This is a genomic window from Streptomyces sp. DS1-CR2, from assembly GCF_055760475.1.
This window is the reverse complement of the sequence record NZ_CM147085.1, coordinates 12,197-26,500: the sequence shown is the minus strand read 5'-3', so window position 1 is coordinate 26,500 and position 14,304 is coordinate 12,197. Positions and strand designations below refer to the sequence as shown.

At 67.7% G+C, this 14,304-nt stretch carries 10 protein-coding genes and 1 CRISPR repeat array; of the genes, 6 read left to right on the top strand and 4 right to left on the bottom strand.

All coding sequences use genetic code 11. The features are described 5' to 3' along the window. The first annotated feature begins 408 nt into the window (after positions 1-408). Together ACY0PA_RS00110 and ACY0PA_RS00105 are read left to right on the top strand one after the other, a co-directional pair. Positions 409-1,380, top strand: a complete 972-nt coding sequence (locus tag ACY0PA_RS00110; RefSeq protein WP_473082749.1) for a site-specific integrase — start codon at positions 409-411, stop codon at positions 1,378-1,380. 120 nt (positions 1,381-1,500) lie between these two features. Next, a complete protein-coding gene (locus ACY0PA_RS00105) occupies positions 1,501-1,992 on the top strand; it encodes a hypothetical protein (RefSeq protein ID WP_473082748.1) in 492 nt (163 codons plus the stop codon). Here the strand turns inward: ACY0PA_RS00105 and istB are convergent. Further along, positions 1,928-2,659 carry an IS21-like element helper ATPase IstB gene (istB, locus tag ACY0PA_RS00100; RefSeq protein WP_473082747.1) on the bottom strand — a complete coding sequence of 244 codons (732 nt, stop codon included), beginning with the start codon at positions 2,657-2,659 and terminating at the stop codon, positions 1,928-1,930. The genes ACY0PA_RS00105 and istB overlap by 65 nt on opposite strands. Beyond that, positions 2,656-4,053, bottom strand: coding sequence for an IS21 family transposase (gene istA / locus ACY0PA_RS00095; protein WP_473082746.1), 1,398 nt, complete (start codon positions 4,051-4,053; stop codon positions 2,656-2,658). The genes istB and istA overlap by 4 nt, the downstream gene beginning before the upstream one ends. 12 nt (positions 4,054-4,065) lie before the next feature. Between istA and ACY0PA_RS00090 the strand changes: the two genes are divergently transcribed. Further along, positions 4,066-4,740, top strand: a complete 675-nt coding sequence (locus tag ACY0PA_RS00090) for a protein kinase (RefSeq protein WP_473082745.1) — start codon at positions 4,066-4,068, stop codon at positions 4,738-4,740. Here ACY0PA_RS00090 and ACY0PA_RS00085 read toward each other — a convergent pair. Next, a complete protein-coding gene (locus ACY0PA_RS00085; RefSeq protein ID WP_473082744.1) occupies positions 4,689-5,696 on the bottom strand; it encodes a DUF3376 domain-containing protein in 1,008 nt (335 codons plus the stop codon). The genes ACY0PA_RS00090 and ACY0PA_RS00085 overlap by 52 nt on opposite strands. Before the next feature lie 36 nt (positions 5,697-5,732). Between ACY0PA_RS00085 and ACY0PA_RS00080 the strand changes: the two genes are divergently transcribed. Further along, positions 5,733-6,529, top strand: a protein-coding gene (locus ACY0PA_RS00080; RefSeq protein ID WP_376692667.1) for an IS5 family transposase whose coding sequence is annotated in 2 segments (ribosomal slippage) — positions 5,733-6,065 and positions 6,068-6,529 — 795 coding nt in all. Because the reading frame shifts where the segments join, the coding sequence is not laid out codon by codon here. Positions 6,530-6,585: 56 nt separating this feature from the next. Continuing rightward, positions 6,586-7,382, top strand: a protein-coding gene (locus tag ACY0PA_RS00075; RefSeq protein WP_376692667.1) for an IS5 family transposase whose coding sequence is annotated in 2 segments (ribosomal slippage) — positions 6,586-6,918 and positions 6,921-7,382 — 795 coding nt in all. Because the reading frame shifts where the segments join, the coding sequence is not laid out codon by codon here. Here ACY0PA_RS00075 and ACY0PA_RS00070 read toward each other — a convergent pair. Next, the gene (locus ACY0PA_RS00070) at positions 7,361-9,169 is read right to left on the bottom strand and encodes a patatin-like phospholipase family protein (protein ID WP_473082743.1); all 1,809 of its coding nucleotides are present in this window, start codon (positions 9,167-9,169) and stop codon (positions 7,361-7,363) included. The two genes, ACY0PA_RS00075 and ACY0PA_RS00070, sit on opposite strands and share 22 nt — an antisense overlap. A gap of 249 nt (positions 9,170-9,418) precedes the next feature. Further along, positions 9,419-11,095: a CRISPR direct-repeat array (repeat unit 29 nt; unit sequence GGGACCATCCCCGCGGGTGCGGGGAGCAC). A 341-nt stretch (positions 11,096-11,436) separates the two neighbouring features. Here ACY0PA_RS00070 and cas3 point away from each other — a divergent pair. Beyond that, entirely contained in the window at positions 11,437-14,250 is a 2,814-nt protein-coding gene (gene cas3 / locus ACY0PA_RS00065; protein WP_473082742.1) for a CRISPR-associated helicase Cas3', read from the top strand. The last annotated feature ends 54 nt before the right edge of the window (positions 14,251-14,304 follow it).

Sequence of the window (14,304 nt, the reverse complement as noted above, 5' to 3'; positions counted from 1 at the left end):
CGCAAGGCCGACCAGCGGGCAGCCCAGCAGACCTGTCCACGCTGCCACCGGCCCGGCTATCTGCGTGAGGCGACCGGCTGGTGCGGCCACTGTTCACGGCCCCGGCAGGAGAAGCAGCCTCCGAGGACCTGCCGGGAGTGCGGGCAGGTGCGGCGGCATGCGGGATTGGGGCTGTGCTCGGCCTGCTGGCAAAAGCACCCTGGCCGTCCCTTCATCCGTGGGGAACACCTCCGCGACCGGCTCGCCGACCCGCCTTCCTGGCTGGGGGACTTCGTCGCTCATGTCGCCGCCCGGCACTGCATCGCCAGAGCCTGCGGCTTCGTCACCGACCTCGGCCGACTCCTGGAAGACGGGCACTCCACCTCACCCCAGGCCCTGTTGGAAAGATCCCGCAGGCCCGGACGGTCGATGGGCTCTTTCGCCCGCACACTCGAGGATTTCTTCACCCTCCACCACCTGGCACTGCCCACCGACCAGGCCGAACGGCTGGCCGCCGACCGCCGGCAACGACGCATCCAGGCCGTCCCCGAACCGCTGCGGCAAGCCGTCGCCGCCTTCAACGCCTCCCGGATGCGGGCCCAGGACCGAGCCCGCCGAGCGGGCACCCGCCCTCGCAGCAATCACACCCTGGAGACCGCCCTGGCCACCCTGCGTGACCTCGCGCTCTTCCTGGTCGACGAACGGGACAAGAACGACTGGGCGCTCGTCGACGTGCACGACGTTGAAGCGTTCCTGTCCACCCTGCCCAAGGGACGCAAGCGGCGACTGACCGTGCTGCGGCAGTTCTTCTGCTTCGCGCGGTCCCAGAAGATGCTGCTGGTCGATCCCACCCGCGAGCTGGTCGCGAAGGGGACGAACGGCTTCCGCGGCCAGACCCTCGCCCTCGACCAGCAGCGCGAGCTGTTTAGGCGGTGGACAACCGACAAGCACGTGCACCCGCATGAAGCGGTGATGGGCATGCTCGCTCTGCTGCATGGCGCCTCCAGCTCCGAGATGCGGATGCTGAAGACCGACGACATCAACCAGCAGGCCCACACTGTCCGGCTCGGGAAGCGGCCGCATCCCGTCCCCCTGGACCCCGCCTCGTGGACGGTGGTGCAGCGGTGCCTGGCCCACCGCGGGGCATGGCGGACGGACAACCCGCACGTCATGGTCACCAAAGGAACCAAGGCCGGCCGGAGCCCGGCCTCAACTGCCTATCTTTCCCACGTCCTTGACGACTGCGGCTTCCCACCCCGTATGATCCGCAGCACCCGGCTCGTCGACCTGGTGAACACCATGGACCCCAAGCTCGTCGCCGCGGCCTTCGGCATGGACCCGCAAGCCACCCTGATCTATCTCGCCGACCACGTCGACCCCGGGCGCCTGCCCGATCGCTGAGCGTCGGCCAGTGTCAGAGAATCCGCTGGTCAGTACTCTCGCTGTCCCCCAGACTCGGATGTGTGCGAGGGGCCCTCCGTGATCAACGCAGGGAACTCGTGACTGGAGGAGGGGAACGAGGTGGCCCACCTGCGACTCGCCTGGGTCCTGTCCGGACATGGTTGGGCCGACTGCATCGTCAGTGACCACCGGGCAGAAGCCGAAGTCACGGCGTCCTATATCACCGCTGCCCCCGAAGATCTCTTGACGGCAGTAACACGTCTGACCGTCGGCGAGACAGAGTGCCGAGCACAGTTCGAGGCCGAGCCCACCGCCTTCCGATGGATCTTCTACCGCGAAGGCACCAACGTGTGGATCCGCCTACTGGAGCTGGCCCACGGCAGTGACCACGACAACACGGGGACCGAGATCTGGTCCACCCAGCAGAACATCGACGTCCTTGCCCGAGCAGTGATCCGTTGCTTCGACGAGGTCGTGAAGGAATATGGCGAGAGCGCATACCGCGGCAAGTGGGGTGAGCACTTCCCTCGCACCGAGCTCGAAGCACTCAGGACCGCGTGGCGCGAACATCGAGGCGACTGGGCAGTCTCTTCGACGGCATCGAACCCGTGAAGTTTCGGCAGCACCTGGCATGGGTTCGCCGGAACATGTGCGCTTTGCCGAAGGTCTTGTTCGAGGTCAGGATGACCGAGCCCTTTTCGTAGCGTTTCGAGATCAGCTGGAAGACGAGGTTGGCCTCGTCGCGGTCGAGCGGGAGGTAGCCGACCTCGTCGACCACGAGGACGTCGGGCCGCTGGTAGAGCCGCATCTTGGTGGGCAGGCGGCCGATGGAGTCGGCCTCTTTGAGCTGGCGGACCATGTCGTCGAGGCTGGTGAAGTAGACGGTGAAGCCGGCCCGGCAGGCCGCGACGGCCAGGCCGACGGCGATGTGGGTCTTGCCGACGCCAGGCGGTCCCAGCAGGGCAACGTTGGTCTTCGTCTCGACGAACGACAAGGTGGCCAGGTCTCGGATCTTGCGGGGGTCGAGGTCTGGCTGGAAAGAGAAGTCGTACTCGTCCAGGGTCTTGTGGTGCGGCAGACGGGAGAGCCGCAGTCCGGTGTGGAATCTGCGGTCGTCACGGATGGCGAGCTCTTCGGACAGCGCCAGGTCGAGAAAGTCGAGATAGCCCATCTTGCTGGCGTCTGCCCGTTGGATCAGATGCTCCAGGCTGGTGGCGGTGTGGGGCAGGCCGAGCTTGGTGGCGGTGGACCGCAGTCGGGCGGTGACCAGTTCACTCACGCGGTGTCCTTCGAGTCCGGGGTGATGTGGCGACGGGGCTTGGGACGGGTGCCGGCGATGTCGTCGTAGAACGACAACGGCCGTTTCCCAACCGGGACTTGGGCGGCGGCAGACCGGTTGAGCAGGTTCTGCAGGGGGCTGTCAGAGGGGGCGGCCTGCCGGGGCCGGACGGCAAAGTCGGGAACCTGGGTGGTGGTGCGACGGCCCGTGCCATCGGGCAGGCCGTCCCAGTGAGAGTCGTCCACGACCCAGGTCCCGCGGGCATGCGCCCGCGGGTGGACGGCCAGCAGCGTGGACCCGCTGAGGTCCGGCGCCAGCAGATGCAGGGAGACGGTGTCGCCGCCGGCCCTGACCTCGACCAGCTGCCTCGGGCGGACTCTTCGCGCCGGCACCGAATACAGGCTGGCCTCGAAGGCGACCAGGCAGTCCTTACCGACGTGCCGCAGGTGCCGGTCGGCGACGAGATAGGGCCGCTTCGGCAGGGCCCGCAATGCAGCGTGATCCCGCTCGGCCCGCAGGCCGATGACCTCCAGGTGCGTGCGGTGGACCCGCGCTCGCCGCAACGGCACCCAGTTCACAAAGGCCGCGTCGAGCTCGATGAGAGAGCCGAAGGACCGGCCGGCCAGCACGTGATCGCGGACGATGGTGACCTGCCGCTCGACCCGCCCTTTGCCCTGCGGCCGGTAGGCGGCCAGGACGTCGATGTCGAAGTTGTAGTGTCCGGCGAACGCGACCGCCTCCGGGTGCAGCGGGACCGCCTCGCCCGGCGCGACGTGGCGGCGCACGACGGTCTTGGTCCGGTCATAGACAATCGTCTTCGGGACCCCTCCGAAGTGCGCGAACGCCCGCCGATGGCAGTCCCAGAACGTCGCGAGATCGATCGACGTGGTGAAGCAGCAAAAGGGATCCCGCGAGTAGGACAGGACCATGTGGAAGGAGTAGACCTTCTTGATCCCCGCCGCGGAGAGGATGTCTCCCTCGTCTCCCCAGTCGACCTGGGCCTGAGCCCCGGGAATCACCTCGAACCGCCGGTGCAGGCCGGTGAGTTCGTCGGGACTGATCCCGAGCTCGTCCATCACCCGCGGCCGAGCCTGCTGCAAATAGAGCTTCACTCGCTGGTAGTTGCCGGTGAATCCGTACTGGTCGACGAGCCGTTCGTGGACCACCGTCCCCTTCAGCGTGATGTCGGCCCGCAACCAGGCATCGATCACCGGCTTGAACGGCTCGATCACCTGCCCGTGGCAGCCCTTGCGCGACGGACCTTTCGGAGGAACCACCGGCGGCGGAGCCTCAATGTACTTCTTCACGGTCCGCCAGTTCAGCCCGGTCTCCCGAGCGATGGCGGAGATACTCAGCCCTGCCTCATGCAGAGCGCGGAAACGGCGCAGATCCATCCAACGCTCCGAGTGCAGGATCATCGAGACGGGACACCCTTCGCCTCCTCTCACCTCGCGCGATGGCTGTCCCGCCCGCAGTCCCCGTACTCACAACTCGCGCACGACACGCCCAAGATCAACCCGATCGAGTGTGTATGTGAGTCCGTACCCGCCTATGTGCATGAGCTTGTACGCGGACAGCGGGCCACCGGCGCGACCGACATCTACGCCTTGGGCGTCCTGGCCTACGAGCTCTTGGAGGGCACCAGGCCCTTCATCGGACCGGCCGAGCACGACTACCAGGAGCAGCACCTGCACGGAACCCTGCCCCCGCTCACTGCCGCGCCCCCGCTCCTGGCCGCGCTGATCACGGAATGCCTCTACAAGGCGCCCCAGGCACGCCCCGCAGTCGGCAACGTGCTCGCCCGGCTGGGGCAGATCCCCGTCGCCGCACTCTCCGGCGGGCTGGCCGCGCTCGCGGAAGCCAACCAGGGCGCGGTCGCGCGCCAAGCCGAAGCTGACCGCCGGGCGTCGGCACACGCCACCGAGGCCGACCGCCGCAAGGCCCTGCTCGACGAGGTGTCGGCGGTAACCGCCGTCGACAATCCCTTCGTCCACCTCGACCTCGTGGCCGTCGCCGCCGCGGTGCCTCGTCAGGTGGTACCCGGCTTGTCGTGCCGGCGGCGGGCAATTTTGATCTGGTAGTAGAGGGCTGTGAGCATGTATTCAAGGGCGATCAGCAAGAGCATGCCGAGGGGCGCTGCGAGTAGTAGGAGCTTCCATCTCCAGTGGGCCTTCACGAGGTAGCGGACCAGCTCGGCAAGGCCCAGGGGGATAGCGATGACTGAGGCGAGGGCCAGGAAGGCCGTCCACACTGTGATCGCCATGGTGTGCTTCGGATTCTTCCTGACACGCCACCACCACAGCCACCGTGCTGGTGAGGAGACCAGCCTTGAGGGCCACAGCGGCAGCTGATTGAACCAGGCCCCCCACTGCCGCGGCGAGGTTCTGTGCGGTCTGAGCTTGATCCGGCGACCGAAGCTTCGCCAGAACACGGTCCTGCCTGCCCGGTCCCAGCCGTTGCGGATTTGGGATCCCTTGCCCGACAGTATGCTGAGTGCCCCTTCCACGATCCTGCTGAACGTGTTCCGACCGCTCTTGGTAGCCAGGTAACTTACGAACAGTTTGGAGTCGTCGGGTTCAGCCAATGCCTTGAGGTTGAGGCCCATCTGGTTCTTGCCGATCTCGGCGCTGAGGATTTCCTCGTGCAGCTTGGTTTCGAGGCGCTGCCGTTCCTGGTGGTCGGGGATGAACAGCCGTAGCAGGTGGTGGGCGGCGTCGAGCCGTCCCCAGGTGAAGTCGGAGGCGCGCCACTCGGGCTTGGCGAACGCGCCGAAGTGGTTGAGCCGGATGCCGTAGAGCTTTCGGTCGCCGAGGGGCGCGTATTCGTCTTGTGGGAAGAGGGGACTGTGGTCGTCGGGGCCGAGCCGGAGAAACTCGAACTGCGGGGTATGTGCGGCCAGTTCCTCTGGTGAGGCGCATGCCTGAGCGACCACCTCGACGGTGAGGCACACCTTCAGCGTCCTGACTGCCTGCTGGTCCGAGGCGGGGCGGCTGCCGTAGACCGCAGCGAGCGCCGTGTCGTACGCCTTAGAGATCATCTCAATTGGTGATGCCGGTAGTCTGGTGCTGTGTTGCTGACTGAGCGTCTGGTCCCAGATGGGCTGTGGGAGTTGTTCCAGCGGGTGGTGCCGGAGGCGCCGACTCGGCCGCAGGGTGGTGGCCGGCGCCGTCATGGGGACCGTGAGGTGTTGGCGGCGATTGTCTTCGTGGCCACGACCGGGTGCACGTGGTCGCAGGTCCCGCCCGTGTTCGGGCCATCGGGGGCCACGGCTCACCGCCGGTTCATGGAGTGGAGCCGACAACGGGTCTGGGCGAAACTGCATCGTCTGGTCCTGGATGAGCTGGGGGCTCGAGGCGAGCTGGACTGGTCACGATGCGCAATCGACTCGGTGAACATGCGGGCCCTGAAAAAGGGGACCTGACGGGTCCGAATCCTGTAGATCGGGGCAAGTACGGCTCGAAGATCCACTTGATCACCGAGCGGACCGGACTGCCGCTTTCCGTCGGCATCTCCGGCGCCAACCTTCATGACAGCCAGGCCCTCGAACCGCTCGTGCGCGGCATCCCACCGATCAGATCCCGGCGCGGTCCACGCCGTCGGCGCCCCGCCAAGCTTCACGCCGACAAAGCCTACGACAACCGTCACCTGCGGCAATGGCTCCGCCTACGCCACATAACACCGCGCATCGCCCGCAAGGGAGTTGAGACGTCACAGAAGCTGGGGCGCCACCGGTGGACCATCGAACGCACCATGGCCTGGCTCGCCGGCTGCCGACGTCTCCACCGTCGCTACGAGCGGCAGGCCATCCACTTCCTGGCCTTCACCAGCATCGCCTGCACCCTCATCTGCTACCGCAGACTCACCAATTGAGATGATCTCTTAGAGATCATCTCAATTGGTGATGCCGGTAGTCTGGTGCTGTGTTGCTGACTGAGCGTCTGGTCCCAGATGGGCTGTGGGAGTTGTTCCAGCGGGTGGTGCCGGAGGCGCCGACTCGGCCGCAGGGTGGTGGCCGGCGCCGTCATGGGGACCGTGAGGTGTTGGCGGCGATTGTCTTCGTGGCCACGACCGGGTGCACGTGGTCGCAGGTCCCGCCCGTGTTCGGGCCATCGGGGGCCACGGCTCACCGCCGGTTCATGGAGTGGAGCCGACAACGGGTCTGGGCGAAACTGCATCGTCTGGTCCTGGATGAGCTGGGGGCTCGAGGCGAGCTGGACTGGTCACGATGCGCAATCGACTCGGTGAACATGCGGGCCCTGAAAAAGGGGACCTGACGGGTCCGAATCCTGTAGATCGGGGCAAGTACGGCTCGAAGATCCACTTGATCACCGAGCGGACCGGACTGCCGCTTTCCGTCGGCATCTCCGGCGCCAACCTTCATGACAGCCAGGCCCTCGAACCGCTCGTGCGCGGCATCCCACCGATCAGATCCCGGCGCGGTCCACGCCGTCGGCGCCCCGCCAAGCTTCACGCCGACAAAGCCTACGACAACCGTCACCTGCGGCAATGGCTCCGCCTACGCCACATAACACCGCGCATCGCCCGCAAGGGAGTTGAGACGTCACAGAAGCTGGGGCGCCACCGGTGGACCATCGAACGCACCATGGCCTGGCTCGCCGGCTGCCGACGTCTCCACCGTCGCTACGAGCGGCAGGCCATCCACTTCCTGGCCTTCACCAGCATCGCCTGCACCCTCATCTGCTACCGCAGACTCACCAATTGAGATGATCTCTTAATGGCATCCTTTACCTGGTCGCCCAGGACCTTCCTCAGGCCGAGATCCTCGTAGACGGCGTTCAGCAAAGCAGTGGGCCCCTGTTCCGGGTCGAGGCGTCTGTCCGGGGCACCGCTGGCCTCGGCCACGTTGCGGATCAGGCTGAAGACGGCGTCTTGGACTGCTCGGACGGTCCGGACGCAGCAACTCAGCTTGTTCAGACCCTCGGTTAGGTCCTGCTGCTGCTTTCGGCGATGTTCGGCGTCCGCCTCGTTCTCCGCGCACGCAGGAGATTTTGCCCCGGTGGCACGGTCCCTGAGCCGTTGTTCGATGTCGCCAGCCAGGGTCCACATCAGGCGTTCGGCCACGCTCGCGCCCCACACCCACGGGTCGAAGCTTTGGGATTTCAGGGCCTCAGGGGACTCAGGTACCCAAAGGAGCGTGCCGAGGACCGAGTTGACGTCCTCGCGCCGGATACGGGCGAGGGACCGTACACCGCGTCCCTCCTCGCGCAACTGCCGCACCTTCCACAGCGCTCCTCTGACCCGGCTCTTGCGGTACTGAGGGAACAGTGATTCGGCCAGGGAGCCCAGCCCTGCGGGATCCAGATGCAGCTGTGCCCTGTGCTTGTCGTGATCTGCATCTGCGTGCTGGGCCTCGTCGGCGTCCTCCCCTTCCCTCTCTTCGTTGTCGATCTGGTGGCGGAAGAGTTCCAGGTGGCGGTCGAAAGACTCATGGTTCATCCGCTCCTGGAGCTCAGCGGTGCCGGTGCGGAAGTCGGCTTCGCGTGGATAGCTGATGGCCGTGCCGAGTACCGACGGCCATTCGGTCGTCTTGCCTGGCGGTCTGTCCCGCACGTGCGGGTCGGTGACTCCGTTGGAGGGCACGACGTAGATCACGACTCGCCTGACGGGGCCGTCCATGCGCCGGTCGCCGATAGCCTCCAGGACGGGTCCGAAGGGGGCGTTGTTGAGTACCCCACCGTCGATGATCCAGCTGGCCCGGTCCCTGCCTCTGCTGGGGATCTCCGGGGCGGGCTGTACGCGCTGCTGCAGCAGGGGCGACTCGTCCACAGGTGCGAAGGCGACGGGGAAACCGGCCGAGGCGCGGGCGGCTAGCCGCAGCCGCTTGAGGATGGTGTCGTCGAGGAAGTCTCTGTGGACGTCGACCTGCGGTTTCCACTCATCGCAGTCGGAGCCTGCCTTGCGGAAGATGACGGCTTTCGGGTCATGCTGGAACTTGTAGATGCGGCGATGGTCGGCGACCTGGAACCGGCCGCCGAAACTGTCCTGGAGATATTCTGGCAGGCCGTCGAGTGCGGTCGCGGTGACGAAGAGGGTCACCGGCTCGGCCTCGAGATCACTGCCGCACATCCCGCCCAGGATCCTGCCGACCTCGTCCTCGAAATACCCTCCGTCCAGGAGACTGTTGTAGGGAGGCTCCTTCAACAGCCGGTCGTCGGTGAGCGCGGCTGCGGTCTGCCAGGTCTCCCGCAGATTGGGCAATGCGGTACCCCGGCCGATGGCGGCGGCGAGCAGCGAGCCGTTCAGCCCACCCGCGGAGGTGCCCGCGATGACGTCCACGACCAGACGGGTGTGCGCCCGGCGCAGCACGTCCGTCCATAGTTCGAAGCACCTTTGGTCCCCGGACGCGACGGATTCCGGCCGTCCGGAGTCCAGGCTGCGGGATGCCCGGCGCAAGAGGTCCAGCTCGTGCGTCACACCGCCCATCCAGACGGCGAGGCTGACGCCGCCGTTGAGGACCAGGGCAAGACGGGTCTGCTCGACAACGACCATATACGCACAGTAATCACGTCTGGACGTCCGCCCCCTGCACGCTGCGCGCCCATGGCTGCTGATCACTCGACCGGAGGCACAACAGCCCTTCACGGCTCGTTGCGGCATGCCTGTCCTCGGAGACCAGTCGCACCTGACCGGCCGACAACCCAGCCACCGTCAATGTCCGCCCCTTGAGCCGCACCCCGCACCCCAGATCGCCGCCGCCGGCATCGAGGTCATCCAGCCGAACGGTGACGCGGCCCTCAGTGGGACCACCCCGCGGGTGCGGGGAGCACAGGATCTGCACGGCGCGGCGCTGCCACTGCTCGGGACCATCCCCGCGGGTGCGGGGAGCACCCAACGGGCGCCAGCTGCGCGTGCGAGACGTTGGGACCATCCCCGCGGGTGCGGGGAGCACCAGCCGGGGGCCGGGGTCGTGTCGTGCTGGTCGGGACCATCCCCGCGGGTGCGGGGAGCACCCGCATGCACACGCTGCTCGGCCTGCTCGAACTGGACCATCCCCGCGGGTGCGGGGAGCACACCGACCTCCCCAAGCCTTGATCGCATATGCCGGGACCATCCCCGCGGGTGCGGGGAGCACCGCATGACGTCCGCCCGGTCGAGGAAACTGCCGGGACCATCCCCGCGGGTGCGGGGAGCACGCCGTCGGCGTCGGCGAGCATCCGCATAGCGCGGGACCATCCCCGCGGGTGCGGGGAGCACGAACTCAAGGGCTCCTCAGGCGGCCTGGGCGAGGGACCATCCCCGCGGGTGCGGGGAGCACCCGACGAGCCCGAAGCCGACGCCGAAGCCGACGGGACCATCCCCGCGGGTGCGGGGAGCACACGGCCGGAGTCGGGTCCGCGGTGACGAGCGGGGGACCATCCCCGCGGGTGCGGGGAGCACCCGAACCTGGCCAAGGTCCGCGGGCGCTTCAACGGGACCATCCCCGCGGGTGCGGGGAGCACAAGGAAGTCCAGCCCGGCAAGGTCGACCCGTCGGGACCATCCCCGCCGGTGCGGGGAGCACAGACGGGTCGGCTCACAGAGATCACCGACCTCGGGACCATCCCCGCGGGTGCGGGGAGCACGGCTGCCCGTAGAACGCGCGCCGGTAGGCGTCGGGACCATCCCCGCGGGTGCGGGGAGCACAAGGAGTACAAGTCCGCGCTATCCGACGCCAAGGGACCATCCCCGCGGGTGCGGGGAGCACTATCCCGACCTGATCGCCCCAACCCGGGCCGCGGGACCATCCCCGCGGGTGCGGGGAGCACGCCGTGCAGCAGTAGTGCTGCGTGGCATTCGAGGGACCATCCCCGCGGGTGCGGGGAGCACCCCATCGACCCGGTGACCAAGGAGCCGTACCCGGGACCATCCCCGCGGGTGCGGGGAGCACGCGAGCGCGCGGGGCCGGGTCTGGGCGAGGTGGGGACCATCCCCGCGGGTGCGGGGAGCACGTCTTCCTGTTCTCGGTGCCAGGCTTCCCGCTGGGACCATCCCCGCGGGTGCGGGGAGCACGTCGTGATCCTCGTGGAGGCGGGCAGCGTCTGGGGACCATCCCCGCGGGTGCGGGGAGCACTTCTCTTGCGCCAGACACCATGCGCACACCGGGGGACCATCCCCGCGGGTGCGGGGAGCACATCCGCTCGGCGGCGGACATCGGCTCGCGGCCGGGACCATCCCCGCGGGTGCGGGGAGCACAGCCGATAACGGGTCCGGATCACGTCAATCCGGGGACCATCCCCGCGGGTGCGGGGAGCACGAGAGAGGCCCGGGGATGGGCGCCGATGTGGAGGGACCATCCCCGCGGGTGCGGGGAGCACTCGCTGCTGAGGCGGATGTCCTGCCTGATGGTGGGACCATCCCCGCGGGTGCGGGGAGCACCAGGGCCTCGGTGACAGCGCAGGCTTCAAGCGGGGACCATCCCCGCGGGTGCGGGGAGCACTCTTTCTGACCTGCGTTATTGAGCGTGGGTGGGCTTGTTTTCGGCAACTTTTGATGACCTTGACATTCAGGACATTGCCCCCATTCCTTCGTCTGGCTGTTTGTGGGTGGGGGAGTGACTTTACGTGTTGCCTGTTGTGAGTGAGGCGGGTTCGGTGCGGGGGACGTTTCCGGCTTATTTTTGTGAATCTGCCTACATCGTGGGGCTGTTGGGGATATTCATCTGGCATGACTGGTGTGGGGGTTCGTGCCGGGTTACGGGCGAGACTGGGTGGCCCGGTGCTCAGTGTGTGGGCGAAGCACGACCGGGATGCAGAGGGGTGGCTCCCGTTGTGGCGGCACATGGAGGACAGTGCCGCTGTGGCGGGGCGGTTGTGGGATGAGTGGCTGCCGTCTTCCGTGCGGCGGTTGATCGCGGGTGTCCTGCCCGGGGGAGAGGCGGATGCCCGACGGCTTGCTGTGTGGCTGGCAGGGATTCACGACATCGGGAAGGCGACGCCGGCTTTCGCCTGCCAGGTCGATTCGCTGGCCGACGTCATGCGGGGCCATGGCCTGCAGATGTGGTCAGGGCCGGCCATGGGCGCGGACCGGAAGCTGGCCCCGCACGGGTTGGCCGGGCAGGTGCTGCTGGGGGAGTGGCTCGAGGAGCGCCACGGCTGGACCCGCAGACAGTCGGGGCAGTTCACGGTGGTGGTGGGGGGCCATCACGGGGTGCCGCCGGAGCACGGCCAGATCACTGCACTGGATGCCCGGCCCGAGTTGCTGCGAAGCCCGGGCGCGAGTTCTGCGCTGTGGCGGCGGGTGCAGGAGGAGCTGCTCGAGGCGTGCGCGGACGAGTTCGGTGCAGGTGAACGCCTGGGCGCGTGGCGGTCGGTGAAGCTTCCACAGCCGGCGCAGGTTCTGCTCACGGCGTTGGTGATCGTGAGCGATTGGATAGCGAGCAATCCTGACCTGTTCCCGTATTTTCCCGAGGATGTTCCTCGCTCCGGTGCGGAACGCATCGCCGCGGCCTGGAGAGGGTTGGACCTGCCCGGCGGCTGGCAAGCCCAGATGCCCACCGGGGACGTTCAGGAGCTGTTCGGATCCCGCTTCGCCCTGCCGCCTGGTGCCGGGGTCCGACCGGTTCAGGAGAGGGCTGTCGAGCTCGCGCGGACGATGAGCGAGCCGGGCCTGTTGGTGATTGAGGCGCCGATGGGGGAGGGCAAGACAGAGGCCGCGCTCGCGGCCGCGGAGGTATTCGCTGCGCGGTCCGGTGCGGGCGGCGTGTTCTTCGCGCTGCCGACCATGGCCACCGGAAACGCAATGTTTCCCCGGCTGTTGGACTGGCTGGAGCGTCTGCCCGCGCCTGAAGGCGTGCGCTACTCGGTGCTTCTGGCCCACTCCAAGGCGGCTTTGAACGAGGACTTCGCCCAATTGATGCGGCATAGCCCCAGAGTTGAGGCTATCGACGTGGACGAGATGGCCGAAGCGGATCTGTGGAGGCCCTCCCACTCCACACGTTCCGCGGGTCCGGAGCTGGTGGCGCATGCCTGGCTGCGGGGCCGGAAGAAGGCCATGTTGTCCTCTTTCGTTGCGGGAACGGTCGATCAGCTGCTGTTTGCGGGACTAAAGAGCCGTCACTTGGCGCTGCGTCATCTCGCGCTGGCGGGCAAGGTCGTTGTGATCGACGAGGCGCACGCCTACGACACGTACATGAGCGTCTACCTGGACCGGGTGCTGTCCTGGCTGGGCGCTTATCGGGTGCCGGTGGTGGTGCTGTCGGCGACCTTGCCGGCCGGTCGGCGCCGCGAGCTGGCCGCGGCGTATGCGGGCACGGCCGCAGCGCAGCAGGCTGCCGATTTTGGCGCCGTTGCCGAGGCCGGTGAGTATCCGCTGGTGACGGCGGTCGCGCCGGGCGGGTTGCCGGTGTTGTGTCGTCCTGCCGCGTCGGGCCGCGGTACGGCTGTGCAGGTGGAGCCGATCGATGATGATCTGGATGTTCTTGCCGGCCGGTTGCAGAGTGGACTCGCGCATGGCGGCTGTGCTCTCGTCGTGCGCAACACCGTGCGCCGTGTCCTGGACACGGCAGCGGCACTACGTGAGCGGTTCGGGGATGCGCAGGTGAGCGTGGCGCACTCCTGTTTCATCGACGTCGACCGGGCTGCCAAGGACGCCGACCTGCTGCGCCGCTTCGGGCCGCCGGCCAAGGCGATGCGGCGGCCGGACCGGCACATCGTGGTCGCCAGCCAGGTGGCCGAACAGTCTCTGGACGTCGACTTCGATCTGCTGGTCAGCGATCTATGCCCGGTCGACTTGCTGCTGCAGCGCATGGGCCGCCTCCACCGCCACCTGCGCTCCGACAGGGCACAGGCCGACCGCCCCGAGCGGTTGCGCATACCCCGCTGCCTGGTTACCGGCGTCGACTGGGCCCAGGTGGTGCCCAAGCCGGTGCGCGGGTCTGTCGCCGTGTACGGGGCTTATGCCCTGCTGCGCTCAGCGGCCGCGCTGCTGCCCCACCTGGACGACAAAGACGCACGCCCAGTGCGGCTGCCGGCCGACATCAGCCGACTGGTGCAGCACGCCTATGCCGAGCAGGCCGACGTCCCGAGTGAGTGGGTGCAGGACGTTGAGGCCGCCCGGCTGCAGCATCTGGAGCACCGCGCCGGTCAGGCTGAGCGTGCCGCGGTCTTCCGTCTCGATGCAGCGGCCCGCCCCGGCCGGCCGCTGTTCGGCTGGGTAGCCGCCGGGGTCGGTGACGCTGATGACACCCGCCAGGGTCGGGCACAGGTGCGCGACAGCCGCGAGAGCCTGGAAGTCATCGTCGTGCAACGCCGCTCCGACAACACCCTGACCACAGTGCCCTGGCTCGCTGCAGACCGTGACGGCCGCACACTCGCAGGACTCGAACTGCCCACCGACCAGGTGCCGACCCCCGCGGCTGCCCGCGCGGCCGCATCCTGCGGACTGCGGCTGCCGATGCAGTTCAGCAACTCCGAGACGATGGACCGGGCGATCAGTGAACTGGAGGAACTCTACGTTCCTGCTTGGCAGATGAAGGACAGTCACTGGCTCGCGGGCCAACTGATCCTCGCACTCGACGAGGACTGTCAGACCCGCCTGGCAGGCTTCGCTCTCCGCTACAGCACAAGCGATGGTCTCGAGGTGACCCGTGCCTGAACCCCATCCCGGCCCTGGCAGCAGTGGCTTGTCGTTCGACCTCACTACGAGGCC